The sequence below is a fragment of the Nocardia otitidiscaviarum NBRC 14405 genome, assembly GCF_000308635.1.
Classification (GTDB): Bacteria; Actinomycetota; Actinomycetes; order Mycobacteriales; family Mycobacteriaceae; genus Nocardia; species Nocardia otitidiscaviarum.
On sequence record NZ_BAGD01000061.1, the window covers coordinates 133,504 to 149,746 of the forward strand.

At 66.9% G+C, this 16,243-nt stretch carries 13 protein-coding genes; 7 read left to right on the plus strand and 6 right to left on the minus strand.

Annotated features, from left to right (window positions below):
- The first annotated feature begins 45 nt into the window (after window positions 1-45).
- Window positions 46-3,126 carry an excinuclease ABC subunit UvrA gene (gene uvrA / locus ON31_RS11830; protein WP_039812749.1) on the plus strand — a complete coding sequence of 1,027 codons (3,081 nt, stop codon included), beginning with the start codon at window positions 46-48 and terminating at the stop codon, window positions 3,124-3,126.
- Between the two features lie 464 nt (window positions 3,127-3,590).
- Window positions 3,591-4,661: a DUF6585 family protein gene (locus tag ON31_RS11835; protein ID WP_039812752.1), complete on the plus strand. Its 1,071-nt coding sequence runs from the start codon at window positions 3,591-3,593 to the stop codon at window positions 4,659-4,661.
- Between the two features lie 127 nt (window positions 4,662-4,788).
- Here ON31_RS11835 and ON31_RS11840 read toward each other — a convergent pair whose 3' ends face one another.
- On the minus strand, window positions 4,789-5,574 hold the full coding sequence (locus tag ON31_RS11840) for an SDR family NAD(P)-dependent oxidoreductase (protein ID WP_039812938.1): 786 nt from the start codon (window positions 5,572-5,574) through the stop codon (window positions 4,789-4,791).
- Window positions 5,575-5,724: 150 nt separating this feature from the next.
- Between ON31_RS11840 and ON31_RS11845 the strand changes: the two genes are divergently transcribed.
- A complete protein-coding gene (locus ON31_RS11845) occupies window positions 5,725-6,576 on the plus strand; it encodes a helix-turn-helix transcriptional regulator (RefSeq protein ID WP_039812940.1) in 852 nt (283 codons plus the stop codon).
- Between the two features lie 160 nt (window positions 6,577-6,736).
- Here ON31_RS11845 and ON31_RS11850 read toward each other — a convergent pair whose 3' ends face one another.
- The 5 genes from ON31_RS11850 to ON31_RS11870 all read right to left on the minus strand — a co-directional run bounded on the left by ON31_RS11850 (window position 6,737) and on the right by ON31_RS11870 (window position 13,487).
- Window positions 6,737-8,722 (minus strand): ATP-binding cassette domain-containing protein, encoded by a 1,986-nt coding sequence (locus ON31_RS11850; RefSeq protein ID WP_039812754.1) that lies wholly within the window; start codon window positions 8,720-8,722, stop codon window positions 6,737-6,739.
- 35 nt (window positions 8,723-8,757) lie between these two features.
- Window positions 8,758-9,870 (minus strand): type III polyketide synthase, encoded by a 1,113-nt coding sequence (locus ON31_RS11855; protein ID WP_081592392.1) that lies wholly within the window; start codon window positions 9,868-9,870, stop codon window positions 8,758-8,760.
- A 176-nt stretch (window positions 9,871-10,046) separates the two neighbouring features.
- The gene (locus tag ON31_RS11860) at window positions 10,047-11,507 is read right to left on the minus strand and encodes a fatty acid desaturase (protein WP_029928962.1); all 1,461 of its coding nucleotides are present in this window, start codon (window positions 11,505-11,507) and stop codon (window positions 10,047-10,049) included.
- Between the two features lie 315 nt (window positions 11,508-11,822).
- Entirely contained in the window at window positions 11,823-12,650 is an 828-nt protein-coding gene (locus tag ON31_RS11865; protein WP_039812758.1) for an LppX_LprAFG lipoprotein, read from the minus strand.
- Window positions 12,651-13,115: 465 nt separating this feature from the next.
- Window positions 13,116-13,487 (minus strand): DUF1844 domain-containing protein, encoded by a 372-nt coding sequence (locus ON31_RS11870; protein ID WP_029928958.1) that lies wholly within the window; start codon window positions 13,485-13,487, stop codon window positions 13,116-13,118.
- 380 nt (window positions 13,488-13,867) lie between these two features.
- On the opposite strand from ON31_RS11870, the gene infC reads away from it, so the two are divergent.
- From infC to ON31_RS11890, 4 genes are all read left to right on the plus strand, one after another.
- Complete coding sequence (gene infC / locus ON31_RS11875) at window positions 13,868-14,491, plus strand: translation initiation factor IF-3 (RefSeq protein ID WP_081592384.1); 624 nt, start codon at window positions 13,868-13,870, stop codon at window positions 14,489-14,491.
- A 69-nt stretch (window positions 14,492-14,560) separates the two neighbouring features.
- On the plus strand, window positions 14,561-14,755 hold the full coding sequence (gene rpmI, locus ON31_RS11880; protein WP_029928954.1) for a 50S ribosomal protein L35: 195 nt from the start codon (window positions 14,561-14,563) through the stop codon (window positions 14,753-14,755).
- A 101-nt stretch (window positions 14,756-14,856) separates the two neighbouring features.
- A complete protein-coding gene (gene rplT / locus ON31_RS11885; protein WP_029928952.1) occupies window positions 14,857-15,237 on the plus strand; it encodes a 50S ribosomal protein L20 in 381 nt (126 codons plus the stop codon).
- Between the two features lie 114 nt (window positions 15,238-15,351).
- Complete coding sequence (locus ON31_RS11890) at window positions 15,352-16,155, plus strand: TrmH family RNA methyltransferase (protein WP_039812763.1); 804 nt, start codon at window positions 15,352-15,354, stop codon at window positions 16,153-16,155.
- Window positions 16,156-16,243: the final 88 nt, after the last annotated feature.

Sequence of the window (16,243 nt, forward strand, 5' to 3'; positions counted from 1 at the left end):
CGTCGGGGGTAACTCTGGATGCCGAAACGTTGGAAGGACAGCCCTGTGGCGGAACACCTGACTGTGCGCGGTGCGAGGGAGCACAACCTCAAAGGGGTCGACCTGGACCTACCCCGCGACAGCCTGATCGTGTTCACCGGCTTGTCGGGCTCGGGCAAGTCCTCGCTGGCCTTCGACACCATCTTCGCGGAGGGACAGCGCCGGTACGTGGAATCGCTGTCGGCGTACGCCCGGCAATTCCTCGGCCAGATGGACAAGCCCGATGTGGACTTCATCGAGGGACTGTCCCCGGCGGTGTCGATCGACCAGAAGTCGACCAACCGCAACCCGCGCTCCACCGTCGGCACCATCACCGAGGTCTACGACTATCTGCGCCTGCTCTACGCCCGCGCGGGCACCCCGCACTGCCCGGTCTGCGGTGAGCACATTCAGAAGCAGACGCCGCAGCAGATCGTCGACCAGGTGCTCGCCATGGACGAGGGCATCAAGTTCCAGGTGCTCGCGCCGGTGGTGCGCACCCGCAAGGGCGAATTCGTCGACCTGTTCGAATCGCTGAACACCCAGGGCTACTCGCGCGTCCGGGTGGACGGTGTGGTGTATCCGCTCACCGATCCGCCCAAGCTGAAGAAGCAGGAGAAGCACGATGTGGAGGTGGTCGTCGACCGCCTCGCCGTGAAGCCGAGTTCCAAGCAGCGCCTGACGGATTCGATCGAAACCGCGCTGCGGCTGGCCGACGGCATCGTGGTGCTGGACTTCGTGGACCGTGACGAGCACGCGCACGACCGGGAGCGCCGCTTCTCCGAGAAGCTGGCCTGCCCCAACGGTCACCCCCTCGACATCGAGGATCTGGAACCGCGCTCGTTCTCCTTCAACTCGCCCTACGGCGCGTGCCCGGACTGCACCGGCCTCGGCATCCGCAAGGAGGTCGATCCCGAACTGGTGGTGCCCGATCCGGAGCTGAGCCTCAACGAGGGCGCGATCGCCCCGTGGTCGCGCGGGCAGACCGCCGAATACTTCACCCGGCTGCTGTCGGGCCTGGCCGAGGCCATCGGCTTCTCCATGGACACCCCCTGGCAGGACCTGCCGGCCAAGGCGCGCAAGGCGGTGCTGGAGGGCAGCTCCGATCAGGTGCACGTCTCCTACACCAACCGCTACGGCCGCAAGCGCTCGTACTACGCCGATTTCGAAGGTGTGATGCCGTTCCTGCAGCGGCGCATGGAGAACACCGAATCGGAGCAGATGAAGGAGCACTACGACGGGTACATGCGCGATGTGCCGTGCCCGGTGTGCAACGGCGCGCGCCTGCGGCCGGAGATCCTGGCCGTCACGCTGAAGACCGGTGCGGAGCGCAAATCCATCGCGGATCTCTCGGATCTGTCCATCGGCGAGGCGGCGCGCTTCCTCAACGCACTGACCCTGGACGAGCGCCAGGCCGCGATCGCCGCGCAGGTGATCAAGGAGATCCAGGCCCGGCTGGGCTTCCTGCTCGATGTGGGGCTGGAGTATCTGACGCTGTCACGGGCCGCCGCCACGCTGTCGGGCGGTGAGGCGCAGCGCATCCGGCTGGCCACCCAGATCGGGTCCGGTCTGGTGGGCGTGCTGTACGTGCTGGACGAACCGTCCATCGGCCTGCACCAGCGCGACAACCGGCGGCTCATCGAAACCCTCACGCGGCTGCGGGATCTCGGCAATACGCTGATCGTGGTCGAACACGACGAGGACACCATCCACTCCTCGGACTGGGTGGTCGACATCGGACCGATGGCGGGTGAGCACGGCGGCCAGGTGGTGTACTCGGGACCGTATCCCGGGCTGTTGGCGGACAAGACCTCGCTGACGGGTGCGTACCTGTCGGGGCGGGAGCAGATCGAGGTGCCGTTGGTGCGGCGGCCGATCGACAGGAAGAAGCAGCTCACCGTGGTCGGCGCGCACGAGCACAATCTGCGCGGTATCGACGTGAGTTTTCCGCTGGGTGTGCTCACCTCGGTCACCGGCGTCTCCGGTTCCGGAAAATCCACGCTGGTCAACGACATTCTCGCCACGGTGCTCGCCAACAAGCTCAATGGCGCGCGGCAGGTGCCGGGGCGGCATCAGCGGGTGAACGGACTCGACCACCTGGACAAGCTGGTGCAGGTGGACCAGTCGCCCATCGGCCGCACCCCGCGCTCGAATCCGGCCACCTACACCGGGGTGTTCGACAAGATCCGCACCCTGTTCGCGGCCACCACCGAGGCCAAGGTGCGCGGCTATCAGCCCGGCCGCTTCTCCTTCAATGTGAAGGGCGGCCGCTGCGAGGCGTGCTCCGGTGACGGCACCCTGAAGATCGAGATGAACTTCCTGCCGGATGTGTACGTGCCGTGCGAGGTCTGCCACGGCGCGCGCTACAACCGGGAAACCCTCGAGGTGCACTACAAGGGCAAGACCATCGCCGAGGTTCTCGATATGCCCATCGAGGAGGCGGCGGAGTTCTTCGAACCGGTCACCTCCATCCACCGCTACCTCAAGACCCTGGTCGACGTCGGCCTCGGCTATGTGCGCCTGGGCCAGTCCGCGCCGACGCTGTCCGGCGGTGAGGCGCAGCGCGTCAAGCTCGCCGCCGAACTCCAGAAGCGCTCCACCGGCCGCACCGTCTACATCCTCGACGAGCCCACCACGGGCCTGCACTTCGAGGACATCCGCAAACTCCTCGCGGTCATCAACGGCCTGGTGGACAAGGGCAATACGGTCATCGTCATCGAACACAACCTGGACGTCATCAAGACCTCCGACTGGTTGATCGACATGGGTCCCGAGGGCGGTTCCGGCGGCGGCACGGTCGTGGCCCAGGGCACCCCCGAGGACGTCGCGGCGGTCCCCGACAGCTACACCGGCCAGTTCCTGCGCGAGGTCCTGGCCAAGAGCGCCGTCACCACCAAGGCCACCACCAACGGCGCACCCGCGAAGAAGACTGCCGCGACCAAGACCGCCGCGACCAAGACAGCCCCGACCAAGTCCACAGCCGCCCCGGCGGCCAAGAAGTCCACCACCAAGCGGGCGACCACGAAGTCCGAGACCACCACCCCGGAACAACAGGCCGCCGCCAAGAAGGCCGCCGCCGCCCGACGCAAGGCCGCCGCCCTGCGCTAGCCGCCGCGGCGCCCGCCGGTGGCGAATGGCAAGTGGCCCGGAACCTTTCGGCTCCGGGCCACTCCGCTACCTACCGCCGTGAGCCGTGACGGCATCGCTCGAGAGGTACTGCCGCAAGCCTTTTCGACGCCCATCGAGTTTTCGATACGCTGCCGATATGTGTCGGCCCATATCGTCGGCCGTATGAATACGTCGACCGGTGCGACCGCGGTTCGGAAAGCGACGTCGGATCACCGGGCAGCCGCCGCGCGACCGTCGGTCACAACCGAATCAGCCGGGATCCCCATGGCGGGTTCGACCGACAGCCGTTAGCGTCCGAATCGACGGTTCGGACCGTCTTCCCGGTTCGCGCACCGGACCCGCCGCGCCGTGGCCGGTGCACGCTGACGCCGGTTCGGACGATCCGGATGGGATGGGGAATACCTCGGGGGCAGTGGCTCGGGTTGCCACGGATAGGAAGTTCGATGGTCGAGGCTCCGCAGGGATACGACGCGCGCGCCCTGCGCGATCGGGTGCGTCAGGCCGCGTACGACGCGGATCTGGGTGCTCACCGCGAGGTTTTCGCGCGCATGGCCGCCAGGATTCAGGGCGGGATGCTCCTGCTGGGGATCGCCGTGGCGGTATTCGCCACGATAGTTGTGGCGATGATCAGCGAACTCCTCACCCGCACAGACCAAATGGGCGGCAAGGCCGGAAACGTGATCGGTCTGGTGGTCTTCGTGCCGTTGACCCTGCTGTTCGGTGTCGCGTTCGTGAAGGATATGAACCAGAGCCTGTTCGGATCCGCGACGTATCGGGCGGTCCGGTTGGATCTCTACGATCGCGGCCTGGTATTCGCCCACGAAGACGAGGTACGCGCCGTGCGTTATGACACGACGGTGCTTCATCAGGAGCACGTCCGGCATATGTTGTACGGGGTGGTGGAGACCAAGACCACCTATGACTACACCCTGCTCGATGTCGAGGGCGAGCAACTGCGACTGCAAGACTATTCGCAAGGTGGATTGCCCAACGCCGCCCGCTGGGGCGCCGTCATCCAGGAGAAGGTGACGGCTGCCCAACTGCCGGCCGCGGTCGAGAAGCTGTACCGGGGGGAGACCGTGGTGTTCGGCGCGCTCTGGTTGACAAGGCACGAGGTCGGTGTCGGTGCGAAGTCTGTTCGGTGGTCCCAGGTCCACCAGATCGAGGTGCGGCACGGCGATGTGTGTGTATTCGAGGGAGAGCGTCGCCTCATGCCGATCAGCATCCCGGTCCGCAAGGTTCCCAATGTCCATGTATTCCTGACGTTGGCACACCGGCTGCTCGCCGAGAAACGCAGGCCGAGCACCCGCCGACCAGCACCGCGACCGGTGTCGACCGTGCCGGTGGCCACGCCGGACGGGTTCCAGGTGCTGCTCCGCATGGTGATGAAGGACCATGCGGCCGCTGAGCGGTTGATCGCCTATGAGCGCGGGAAGCTACCCGGCGCGGACCGGGCGACCTGTATCGCGAAGGCCGTCGAACGGTTGCGGCGAGATCGGGAACGACAGGGCTGAACGTCGACCACGACCAGGACTCGCCCCGAGCGCGGTGGACGAACGCAGACTCCGCACCCACGGCACCGCCCGGGCGGAGAGGGCGCTGTCGTATCACCCGTCGCCCCCGGTCGTGCGGCAGGCCGTGTCAGACCATCGCGCCGGGAGTGGCCGCGACCAAGCCGCCGTCGATGACGAGGTCCTGGCCGTTGATGTAGCCGGCCTCGTCGGAGGCGAGGAAGGCGACCGCTGCCGCCACTTCGTCGGCGGTGCCGGTGCGGCCCGCGGCGACGGCGGCCACGACCTCGGTGGCGGCGTCGGGTGAGACATTGTCGTGGAACATGGGGGTTTCGATGTAACCGGGGCTCACCGAGTTCACCCGAATTCCTCTGGGGGCCAGGTCCGCCGCGAGGGTGCGGGCCAGGTTGTGGACGGCGGCCTTGGTGGCCGCGTACAGCGCGCCGCCGGGCATGCCGCGGTGCAGGGTCCAGGAGGCGTTGATCACGATCGCGCCGCCGTCGGCCAGCAGCGGCAGGGTCTTCTGGATGGTGAAGAACACGCCCTTGAAATTGATGTCCACCACGCGGTCGAATTCGGCCTCGGCGATCTCGGCGCTGGGCTGGAACGAGGCCACACCCGCATTGGCGAAGACCGCGTCGAGCCGGCCGTAGCGCTCGCGGATCGACTCCACCAGCGCGTCGATCTCCGCCAGTTCGGCCACATCGCCCCGCACCGCGAGCAGCCGGTCCTCGGACCCGCCGACCGCGGAACGCAGGTCGGCGACGGCGGCGTCCAGCCGGGTCTTGTCCCGCCCGGTGATGACGACGGTCGCGCCCTCCGTCAGCAGCCGCCGCGCGGCGGCCAGCCCCATACCGCTGGTGCCGCCGGTGACGAGCGCGATCTTGTTCTCGAATCGGGAAGTGCTGTGCGTCATGCCGTCGAGTCTGGTCAGCGCGCCGGAGCGCAAACAGTGCGCGATCAACCCGGGTTCATCACCACCAGGCTGGCGACGAAGTCGTCCGGGCGTTCGGGAACATTCGGCGGTCTCGGGAGTAGCCGGGCGCGTCGCCGCGTTGTGCTGGGCATGGTCAGCGAAACCGCGGCGGCGAAAGAGCAACGGCACGCGCAACTCCGGGACTTCCTGCGCACCCGACGCGCCCGGCTCACCCCCGGCGATGTCGGGCTGGTGACCTCGGGACGGCGGCGCACGCCCGGACTGCGGCGTGAGGAGGTGGCGCAGCTCGCCGGGGTCGGCGTGTCCTGGTATACGTGGCTGGAGCAGGGACGCGATATCAATGTCTCCGACGAGATCCTGCATGCGGTGAGCCGGGCGCTGCGGCTGTCCGACCCCGAGCGCGCGCATCTGTTCGTGCTGGCGGGGTTACGGCCGCCGCGCCCGCACGGGACCACCACCACGGTCGAACCCGAATTGCGGCAGCTGCTCGACTCCTGGACGCCGCGACCGGCGATTCTGCGGGACCGGTACTGGAATATCCTGGCCGTCAACGCGGGATCGACCGTGGTGTTCGGCTACGACGACGCCGACCACAACTGTCTGATCTCGTTCTTCACCAATCCGCGCTACCGCGATCGGCACACCGAGTGGGAGGCCATCGCCCCGGAGGTGGTGGCCGCCTATCGCGCCGACGCCGCTCACGCCCCGGGAGACCCTGCCTTCGCCCGCGTGATCGACGAATTGCTCACGGTCAGTCCGGAATTCGCACGGCTGTGGGAGCGCCACGATGTGGCCGCACCCACCCGGTCGGTGAAGGCGGTCCAGCATCCCGAGGTCGGCGACCTGATCTTCGACAAGACCACCCTGGCGGTCATCGATCACCCGGACTGGTACCTGGAGTTCTACAACCCCCGGCCCGGCACCGAGACCGCCGGACGGCTCGCGGCACTGCTTCACGAGGCGGAACTCACCGCGGTGTGACCGATCGCCGCCGACCCGACCGCGCCGGGGGCTCAGCGTGGTCGGGCCGGATGTCGATGCCGATCCGCCGGTATTCGGAGTTCAGGGCGGTCCGGCCGGATGTCGCCGCCGATGCGCCAGCGTCCGGACCGGCGGCGAGCCGGTCCGGGGCGATCACCCCCTACTCCGCCGTCACCGCCGCCGGGGTCGAAACGTCCTCCAACCGACCGTAATCCAGCTTCACCAGCTGATCGGCGAGATCGAAGTACCGGTCGTCGTGGGTGATCACGATGACCGTCTTCCCGCGCTCCTTGAGCTTGGTCAGGATCTCGCGGTAGAACACGTCGCGGAAGCGGGGTTCCTGATCCGCTGCCCACTCGTCGAACAGGTAGACAGCGCGATCCTCGAGCAGCGCGGTCAGCAGCGCCAGCCGTTTGCGCTGCCCCTGGGACAGGTCGATGGTGGACAGTCGGCCGTCGCGCACGGTCACCTTGTGCGCGATCTGCAACTCCTCGAGGTAGTGCCGCACCTCGTCGTCGATACCGGGGCGGTCGAAGCCGAGGTAGTCCTCGAACAGGTGGAAGTCGGTGAAGATGGCCGAGCAGTTCTGCCGGAACCACTCGATGTTCTCGTGGTTGATCTGCTCGCCGTCGAACTCCACGAACCCGCTGCGCGGCACGTACAGCCCCGTGATCAGTTTGGCCAGGGTGGATTTGCCGCTGCCGTTGCCGCCCACGATGAAGGTGATCTGGCCCGGCTCGAAGGTGAGGTCGATGGGGCCGAGGCGGAACCCACCGTCGTCGTCGGAAGCGAGTTCGGGCGGTGGCGCGTCCAGCGGAACGGGCCGACCGTCATGGCCGCCGTGGACGATTCGCTGTTTGCCGTTGACATCGGGTCGCAGCGTCCCGTTGTGCGCTCCCGGCCCGCCGCCGAGCGGACCGGGACCCCCGGCGTGCGGACCTCCCGGCGGCGGACCCCCGTGACCACCCGGTCCGACCTGCCCGCCGGGATGTCCGGCGGGGCTGCCAGGCCGTCCGCCCGGTGTGGGCGGCCCGCCCGGCAGGGCCGGATGCCCACCCGGACTGCCCGCCTTTCGGCCCGGCACGGGCGGTGGCCCATCGGCTCCCGGCGTCGGAAACAGCGGTGGTCGCTCGGCCATATAGCTGTAGCCGACATTCACCAGTTCCAGCCGCGCCGCGGTGACCGGCGGCCGATCGCCGAACGGCAGCCGCTCCTCGTCGTGCATGGTCTCCATGGACAGGTTCATGGTTCGGATCTTGGCCAGCGCCACATCGCCGCGCAGCAGGTCCGGAATCCGGTGCATGAAGTTCTGCATGGGCATGGACAGGAAGGTGGTCACCAGCACGTACCCGATCATGACCTCCTTGGGCAGGTTCATGGCGGCGGCCAGCACGAACAGGATCAGCGCCATCGTCGCCAGCTGCAGGACCTGTCCGAGCCCCTGTGCCAGCGCGAATTTCGACCCGGCCTCGACATTCTGGGAGCGCAGCCGCTCGGCGGTGCCCAGCAGATGCTTGTCCATGAAGTCGCGGCGGCGGCCCCGGTGCAGCTTGAGTTCCTTGATGCCCAGCGTCACCGCCTGGAACGAACGCAGCAGCGCGTCGTCGTTCTCCCGGGCCTCCTGGTAGATCCGGCGCACCCGCTTCAGGAACATCTCCACACAGGCGATGCCGAGCAGCGTGCCCGCCACGGTGACCGCGAAGATCGGCCCGGACACCACCGCGAGGTAGACGAAGCAGCCGACGATGGTGGCCACGTCGATGCAGATGCTCGGAATGGCCGTCACGGCCTGTGACAGCGACCGCACGTCCTCGGTGAGCGTCGCCATCAGGCGGTGCATGCCGAGCCGTTCCAGATGTTCCAGCGGGGCCGAGACGATTCCGGAACTCAGCTCCGCCCGCAGCCGGTAGATGGCGTCCTGGGCCAGCCGGATGAGCAGCACCTGCGACGCCACCCCGCTGACCAGGATGACCATCGCCGTCAGGACGAAGGCCCGCAGCGTGATGTTCGGGTGCGGCTCGGGGGAGACCACCCCGCGGATCAGGGTGAGCAGATAGGTGTTGGCCACACCGCAGATCAGGCCCGCGGCGATGACGGCCGCGATCCGCATCCAGGAGATCGAGAACAGGAATCTGATGAGTTGCATTGCTACTGCGCTCTTTTCGACAGCGACGAGGTCGATCAGTGGCGGATGATGTCGAAGATCAACCCTTCGAGGGTGACACCCGGCGCGAAGGAGAAGGCCACCCCGGTGGAGATCGGGGCGGCGGTCTCGGACTGCTGGATCATCCGCTCCAGCACGAAGATCAGCGAGACGCTGAGCATATTGCCGTACTCGGCGAGCACATTCCAGCTCAGCTCCGCCCGCTCGACCGGAATGCCCAGCGAGCGCGCGGATTCCTCGATGATCTTGGGCCCACCCGGATGGATGGCCCACAGGTCGATATCGGTCTTGTGCAGGCCGTTGCGGTGCAGTACCTCGGTGACCACCGGATCGACGCCGCGCAGAATGTAGTGCGGCAGGCTCTCGGCCAGCTCGCAGGTGATGCCGTCGTCGTTGACGCGCAGCACGATGCCGTCCTCGGCATCGTCGAACAGCTGACTGAAACTGTCCCGGATGACGACCCGGCCGGGTGCGAGCGGCTGGTGCACCTGACTCGCGCCGATGACCACCGCCCCGCAGCCGTCACCGAAGAGGCTGTGAATGATCACGTCGTTGACATCGTCGTCGAAAACCGCGTTCACCGAACTGAGTTCGATACAGATGACCAGCGACTTCTTGTCCGGATGCGCCCGCACGTAATCGGTGGCGGTGCGAATGCCGTTCATGGCGGCCGCGCAGCCCATGAAGTTCACCACGATGCGCCCGACCGTCGGCGACAACCCCAGCTGCTTGACCACCGCCACGTCCACGCCGGGCGCGATGAAGCCGGTGCTGGTCACGAAGATGAGCTGGCCGACCTCGGCGGCGGGATCCGCGACCCCCGCCAGCGCGCGCCGGGCCACGTCGACGGCCAGCGGCACCGCGTGCTCGTAGAACAGGTCCATGCGCTCCCGGATGGTGCCGGGGCGGCGGCTGAAGGGCAGGAACCGATCGTCGAGCGGATCGACCACGAGGTGGCGGGTGTCGATGCGGGTCTTCTGGTAGACGCGTGGAATGCGAGCCCGCTGAGCGGGATCGGCGAACAGTTCCGCCACCCTACCGGCCGCCTCGGCTTGATCGAAGACCCCGCTCGGCGACCCGGTCGCGATGCCCTCGATCACGCCGACCGTGGTCGGCGGGGTGGGTAGCATGTGCACGAGATCGTAGGCGAACCCTTCGCCCTCGCTACGGTGGGAAATGGCCCCCGTGGGTTCGATGCCCCCCTCGTCGATGGTGACGGACACGAAATTCTCCCCTTCTTTCGATAAGAATCGGGCGATCGGCCCCCGTGCCGAACAGTGACGTGATCGCCCGCAACGGAATCGGTTCAGACCGTTCCGATTCCGGTGAAACCCTGGACCATGTAGATTCCGCAGGTTTTGAAGGCCGACGGTGAACAGTGCTCCCGCACCAGGCCCCACTTCTTGTCCTTCGCCTCGTCCGACGGCGCGAGGATGTAGGTGCGAATCTGTTTGGGAAAGCGATCGGTGAAGAAGCTCTTGGCGGGCAGCCATTCGACTCCGAATTTCGCCGCCTCTTCGCGCAAAACGTCCTCGGTGGCGATATTGGCGAATCCGCTGCGCTGATAGGGCAGTACGTGATGCACCCGATGCGAACTCAATCCCGCGGAGAGGAAGCAGTCGACATAGCGGTTTCCGACCACCTTCAGGTCGTAGGCCTGCTCGAGCTGGTTGATGCCCCAGTCCTCGGTGTTCGACTCGATCTCCTCGGTCTCCATCTCGAAGTCGTGGCTGGCCACCACCAGGAAGGTGCTGATCCACAGCGTGATCACGAATTGCAGTGCCCAGGCCCAGAAGTCGCCCGCCAGGGTGAACACCACCAGCTCACCGACCAGCAGGAACCGCACCCCGAACGAGCCGATGAAGTGCGGCAGCGCGCCGCCCCAGGTGCCGTACATGTCCTTGATGCCCACCTTGCGGGTGAGGCGGCAGACGTCGAGCAGGCGCATGATCATGCCGGTGACGGTGTGCCCGAACTTGTGCACGGTGTGCACGGGCACCCGGTACAGCCGCGGGACCTGCATCATCATGGTGAAGACGTTCTTCTTGATATCGACTTCACTCTGGGTGTGCGGGTGGTGCAGCAGGGCGTGACCGTCCGCGGTCACGAAGGCCAGCGCGACGTAGTTGAGGTCGAAGGCATTCGTGTAGATCTTGTTCATGCCCTTCTGGGCACGGTGGATGGCGTAGTGGCCGAAGCCCGCCAGCGAACTGCGCAGCAGCACCATCAGCACGACGAACAGCGGCAACGGCATCCAGCCGGTATCCCACAGCCGCAGACCCTGTACGGCGAAGTAGGCGACGGCCAACAGTGCGACGACGATGTCGAAGTACCGGTCCATCCGCTTGATGCGGGCCGCCAGCTCGGGATCCTTGAGCCGCGCCTTCACCTTGTGGAGGAGGTCGTCCTTGTTGTCGAAGCGATATTTCGGGGTGTCGCGCCAGCTGTCGAAGCCCTCCTTGAACAGGAAGTCGGGCGCGTTGGCCTTCGGATGGATGTCCTCGGGCAGCGCTTCGCGGTCGAGTGCGTAGCGCTCGATGAGTTTGGCGATTCCTTCCGGATTCTTGTGATAGGAACCGACAATCGACGTGATATCCCGATTCTTGGTGCGGCCGATGAAGAACTCGCCGCCCGGATGCTTGGAAATCCAGTCGCTGAGGTCGTAGGCTCGACCGTTGTACACCCACACATTGGAGACCGGAGGCGGGCCCTCGGGACGGGGAGGACGACGGAATTCCCGCTCCTCTACGTCTGGGCGGTCGGTCATGTCATTCCTCCACGCGCGCGAGCAAGTCGATAGCCTTCGGACCGTATCGTCCTTGCCGCGCCTTGCATTCCACTGAACAATCTCTTACAGCGGGCCGGACGGGACGTGCGGTTCGCACAGATATCGCCGCCCGGGCCGAATACGTAACCGGCCGTGCCGGGATTCGCGAGTCTCATATCTCATCGGGTCGCGAGCGGAGTGTCGCTCGCCGGACCCGGGAACGACAGCCGGTCCGGGGCGCGCGACGGCAATCCTTGCCGCCCTGGCGCTTTCCCGGACCGGTTCCGATCCACGAGCGTGGGCTCGTGTCCGCCGTCAGCCCGCGGGCTTGGCGACGGTGACGGGCTTGCCGTGGTCCGACAGTTCCAGCTCGATGCTGCCCTGATCCTTGGTGACCTCGGCCTTGATCAGATTCGGTCCGGTGCCGGGCGAGGCGGCGGTGGAGGGCAGGGGAGCGGCGGAGGTGGTGGGCGGTGCGACGTCCTGGATCCACAGGGTGATCGGGAGTTCGCCGACGCCGTCGCCGACGCGCGGCACGATCGGATCGATGACCGACCCGCTGATGGTGCCGGTGACCTTCACGGTATCGACGCCGTTGACCTTCTCCCGTCCCTGGACCTGCGGGTTCTGCACCTGCGCAATGGCATTGGCCAGACCCTTGTCCTTGTCGAGGATGACGCCGGGGTCGTACATCTTCTCGGCGGGGCCGACGGGGGCGTACTTCACGCCGTCCTGCGCCGCGTACAGGGTCTTGTCGACGACCAGGAACTTGGTCTCGATGAAGGGCTCGTTCTCCGCGGTGCGGACCTTGGCCTCACCCATGGCCTGCCCCGAGCCCTCGGGCTGGTTGGTGACATCCGCGTCCACCATCTCCACCGGCAGGTTCGGGATGTTGTTCACGTTCAGGGTGAGGTGCACCGACTGCAGGGTCTGGGTGGTGCGGGCGGATTCCTGCACGATCTGCGCGCCGTCGGGCAGTTCGGTCGGCGGCGGGGTGGCCGCGGTGGTGGCGGGATCATCGGAGCCGCTGGAGCAGCCCGAGACCAGTGCGGCGACGACCGAGGCCGCCAGCACGACCGGGGCGATCCCGGCCCGTGTGCGCGAGCGGCGCGGTGTCCGCTGGCGCGTCAACAGTTCAATCATGTTCAACCCCCGTTGAGAGTTCTCGTACGACCCGGTTGGTGGGCAGTGGACTGCCCGAGCGGTTTGCGTCCTATGTCCGGGCCTGGCACAGGCCGGGCACGATCATAGGCCGCGCAAGACATTACGCATATCGAGTCGGAAGTGCAGCGAGAACTATTCCCAGGCAACCATGTTCATAGTTGCTGTTTCACACTTGTGCCGTCGACTGGCAAATATCAGGCAACGCTCAGCGCCGCCGCGGTGGCGGTGCCGTCTGACAATCGATTCGATCGCGGGAAGTGTTAATCGCGGCTCATCGGTCGGCAATTCCGTGAATCAGCTCGGCGAGATCCTTCGGACGCGAGAACATCGGTCGGTGGCCCGTGGGTAGGTCGAGGTAGTCGGCCTCGATATGCGTCAACTCGTCGAAGAGGCTGACCTCCGGTGCATCTCGCAACCGCTGGGCTACCGCCGCGGCGGGCGCGGTCAGTACACCGGGCCGGTGTACTTCTCGCCCGGCCCCGCACCCGGAGCGTCGGGATGTTCGGAGGCTTCGCGGAAGGCGCGCTGCAGTGACTGGAGTCCGTCGCGAATGGGGCCGGCGTGCGGGCCCAGGTATTCGACCGAGGCGGTCACCAGGCCCGCGAGGGCGGTGATGACGCGGCGCGCCTCGTCCAGATCGAGGTGCGGGCTGGCGGCGGGATCGGCCTCGCCGAGTCCCAGCTTCTCCGCGGCGGAGCTCATCAGCATGACCGCGGCCCGGCTGATGACCTCGACGGCCGGGATCTCGGCCAGCTCGCGTACGCTCAACTCGCCGTCGATGAGGTCCGATTCCGGATTAGCAGTCGCCTCGCTCATGGCTATGAGCATGGCACCGAGCGGCTTGTCAATGGTCTCGGGGGGACCGATTCGGCGGATCGTGCCGCAGCTGTTAGACTGACCTGCGACGACCGTCCCGGATCGGTTCCTGCGATCGACCCGGGGCTTCAAGTGGAGCCCGACTCCCACCGTCAGCCGGTCACTGCCAGGCTCGACGGTCCGGTCGCCCATCTTTTTCTGATGGGTTCCTCGTGTGGGATTTTTCCTGCACAGGTGCGATGCGAGCTGTTTGCGTCGCAGGCCGGTCGACTCGGGCCCCGTGTTGGAGAAATACCGACACGGGGCTTTCGTGTTGAAATTGGGGTTGCAGTTTAAGCGTTTGCGGTCGTTGGACGACACCGCTTGACCTAGGAGGCCCCATCAGCACTGAGACCCGCATCAACGATCGCATCCGCGTCCCGGAGGTCCGACTCATCGGACCGGGGGGTGAGCAGGTTGGGATCGTGCGTGTTGAAGATGCACTTCGCGTCGCCATGGAGGCGGACCTCGACCTCGTCGAGGTCGCACCGGACGCGCGCCCGCCGGTCTGCAAGATCATGGACTACGGCAAGTTCAAGTACGAGACCGCGCAGAAGGCGCGCGAGTCGCGGAAGAACCAGCAGCAGACCGTGATCAAGGAGCAGAAGCTCCGTCCGAAGATCGACGATCACGACTACGAGACCAAGAAGGGTCACGTCCTTCGGTTCCTGCAGGCGGGTTCGAAGGTCAAAGTGACGATCATGTTCCGCGGCCGCGAGCAGTCGCGTCCGGAACTCGGTTACCGGTTGCTCCAGCGGCTGGCCTCCGACGTCGCTGAATTCGGTTACGTCGAGACCTCGGCCAAGCAGGACGGCCGGAATATGACGATGGTCCTCGCGCCGCACAAGGGTGCGAAGACGCGGGTGCAGGCGCAGAAGACGGCTCAGGCCGGCAGCGCGCCGAGCTCCACCCCTGCGGCCTCCGCCGACGCGCCGGCTCCGGCGCAGGCGGACAAACCGCAGTAACGAACGATTCAGGTAGCACCGGTGGGACACGTCTGTGTTCCGCCGGTATGAGACAGATACGAGGATTCCATGCCGAAGATGAAGAGCCACAGCGGCGCGTCGAAGCGTTTCAAGCTGTCGGGCAAGGGCAAGCTGCTGCGTCAGCAGGCGAACCGCCGCCACCTGCTCGAGCACAAGCCCACCCGTCGGACTCGTCGTCTGGACGGCGTGGAGGTCGTCGCCAAGGCGGACGTCGCTCGCGTCAAGAAGCTGCTCGGCCTCTGATCTCCGGCTGAGGCAGCCATCCGCGATCCGTTTACGGACGCTTTCAACCGACCAACTCCGGGCGCGACCGCAGCGCCCACGATTCGAACAAGGACTGACAAGTGGCACGCGTCAAAAGGGCCGTCAACGCTCAGAAGAAGCGCCGTTCCATCCTCGAGGCCAGCAAGGGCTACCGCGGCCAGCGCTCGCGGCTGTACCGCAAGGCCAAGGAACAGCAGCTGCACTCGCTCACCTACGCCTACCGCGACCGCCGCGCGCGCAAGGGTGACTTCCGCAAGCTGTGGATCGCTCGTATCAACGCCGCCGCGCGTCTGAACGACATCACCTACAACCGCTTCATCCAGGGCCTGAAGGCCGCCGGTGTCGAGGTGGACCGCAAGAACCTCGCCGAGATCGCCGTCTCCGATGCCGAGGCGTTCGCCGGTCTGGTGGCCGTGGCCAAGGCCGCGCTGCCGGAGGATGTCAACGCCCCCGCCGCCTGATTCGCGGCTGCGTGACAACCGAATTCTCGCGACGACCCGTGGACGCGCTCTTCGAGCGCATTCCGCGGGTCGTCGCTTTGTCACTGTCGACGGGTGAGAAAGGACGGGGCAGCCGTGACCGCTGAAGCGATCGACTGGCGCAACTCGCGGGTCGTCGCCGCCGTGAAACTGCACCGCGCCCACACCCGCCGCAAGACCGGGCTCTTCCTCGCCGAGGGGGCCAACTCGGTGGCGGCGGCGCTGGATACCGGGCGCGTCGAGGAACTCTTCTACTCCGCCAAGGCCGCCGGGCGCGAACACGAACTGGTCGCAGGTGCGGCCGCGACGGGTGTGCGCACCACGCTGGTGAGCGACCGCGCGGCGGAAACGTTGGGGGAGACGGTGACCCCGCCCGGCCTGGTCGCGGTCTGCCGCCAGGTCGACGTGCCGTTGAGCACCGTATTGGACGCGTCGCCGCGCATGCTGGCGGTGCCGGTGGCGATGGCCGACCCCGGCAATGCGGGCACCCTCATCCGGGTCGCCGACGCGGTCGGCGCGAATGGTGTGGTCCTGGCCGGTGATTCGGTGGACCCGCACAACGGCAAATGCGTCCGCGCCTGCGCCGGAAGCCTTTTCCACGTCCCCGTCGCCCGTGAACGCGATATCGATGCCACCCTCGACGCGCTGGAGGCGGCCGGTATCGCCGTCCTGGCCACCACCGCCCGCGGCGAGGTGGACCTCGACGACGCCGACGACATCCTGCGCGGCCCCGTCGCCTGGCTGTTCGGCAACGAGGCGCACGGCCTGGACCGCGCCGTCGCCGCCCGCGCCACCCACCGGGTGCGCATTCCCATCCACGGCCGTGCCGAAAGCCTCAATCTGGCCGCCGCCGCGGCCATCTGCCTCTACGCGAGCGCCCGGGTCCAGCACAGCGGGTGAACATCCGGCACGGGTGCCATGGGTTCGGCACATGCAGCGCCGCCGGTCCAGGGCTCGGTGCCCGCCGCGGTGGCGGATGTGTATGGGG

Bases quoted from the DNA above. Each gene is read 5' to 3' on its own strand.
- ON31_RS11865 (WP_039812758.1), bottom strand. From the start codon at position 12,650: ATGATTGAACTGTTGACGCGCCAGCGGACACCGCGCCGCTCGCGCACA.
- ON31_RS11850 (WP_039812754.1), bottom strand. From the start codon at position 8,722: ATGCAACTCATCAGATTCCTGTTCTCGATCTCCTGGATGCGGATCGCG.
- rpmI (WP_029928954.1), top strand. From the start codon at position 14,561: ATGCCGAAGATGAAGAGCCACAGCGGCGCGTCGAAGCGTTTCAAGCTG.
- ON31_RS11860 (WP_029928962.1), bottom strand. From the start codon at position 11,507: ATGACCGACCGCCCAGACGTAGAGGAGCGGGAATTCCGTCGTCCTCCC.
- ON31_RS11835 (WP_039812752.1), top strand. From the start codon at position 3,591: ATGGTCGAGGCTCCGCAGGGATACGACGCGCGCGCCCTGCGCGATCGG.
- ON31_RS11870 (WP_029928958.1), bottom strand. From the start codon at position 13,487: ATGAGCGAGGCGACTGCTAATCCGGAATCGGACCTCATCGACGGCGAG.
- ON31_RS11845 (WP_039812940.1), top strand. From the start codon at position 5,725: ATGGTCAGCGAAACCGCGGCGGCGAAAGAGCAACGGCACGCGCAACTC.
- ON31_RS11840 (WP_039812938.1), bottom strand. From the start codon at position 5,574: ATGACGCACAGCACTTCCCGATTCGAGAACAAGATCGCGCTCGTCACC.
- ON31_RS11855 (WP_081592392.1), bottom strand. From the start codon at position 9,870: ATGCTACCCACCCCGCCGACCACGGTCGGCGTGATCGAGGGCATCGCG.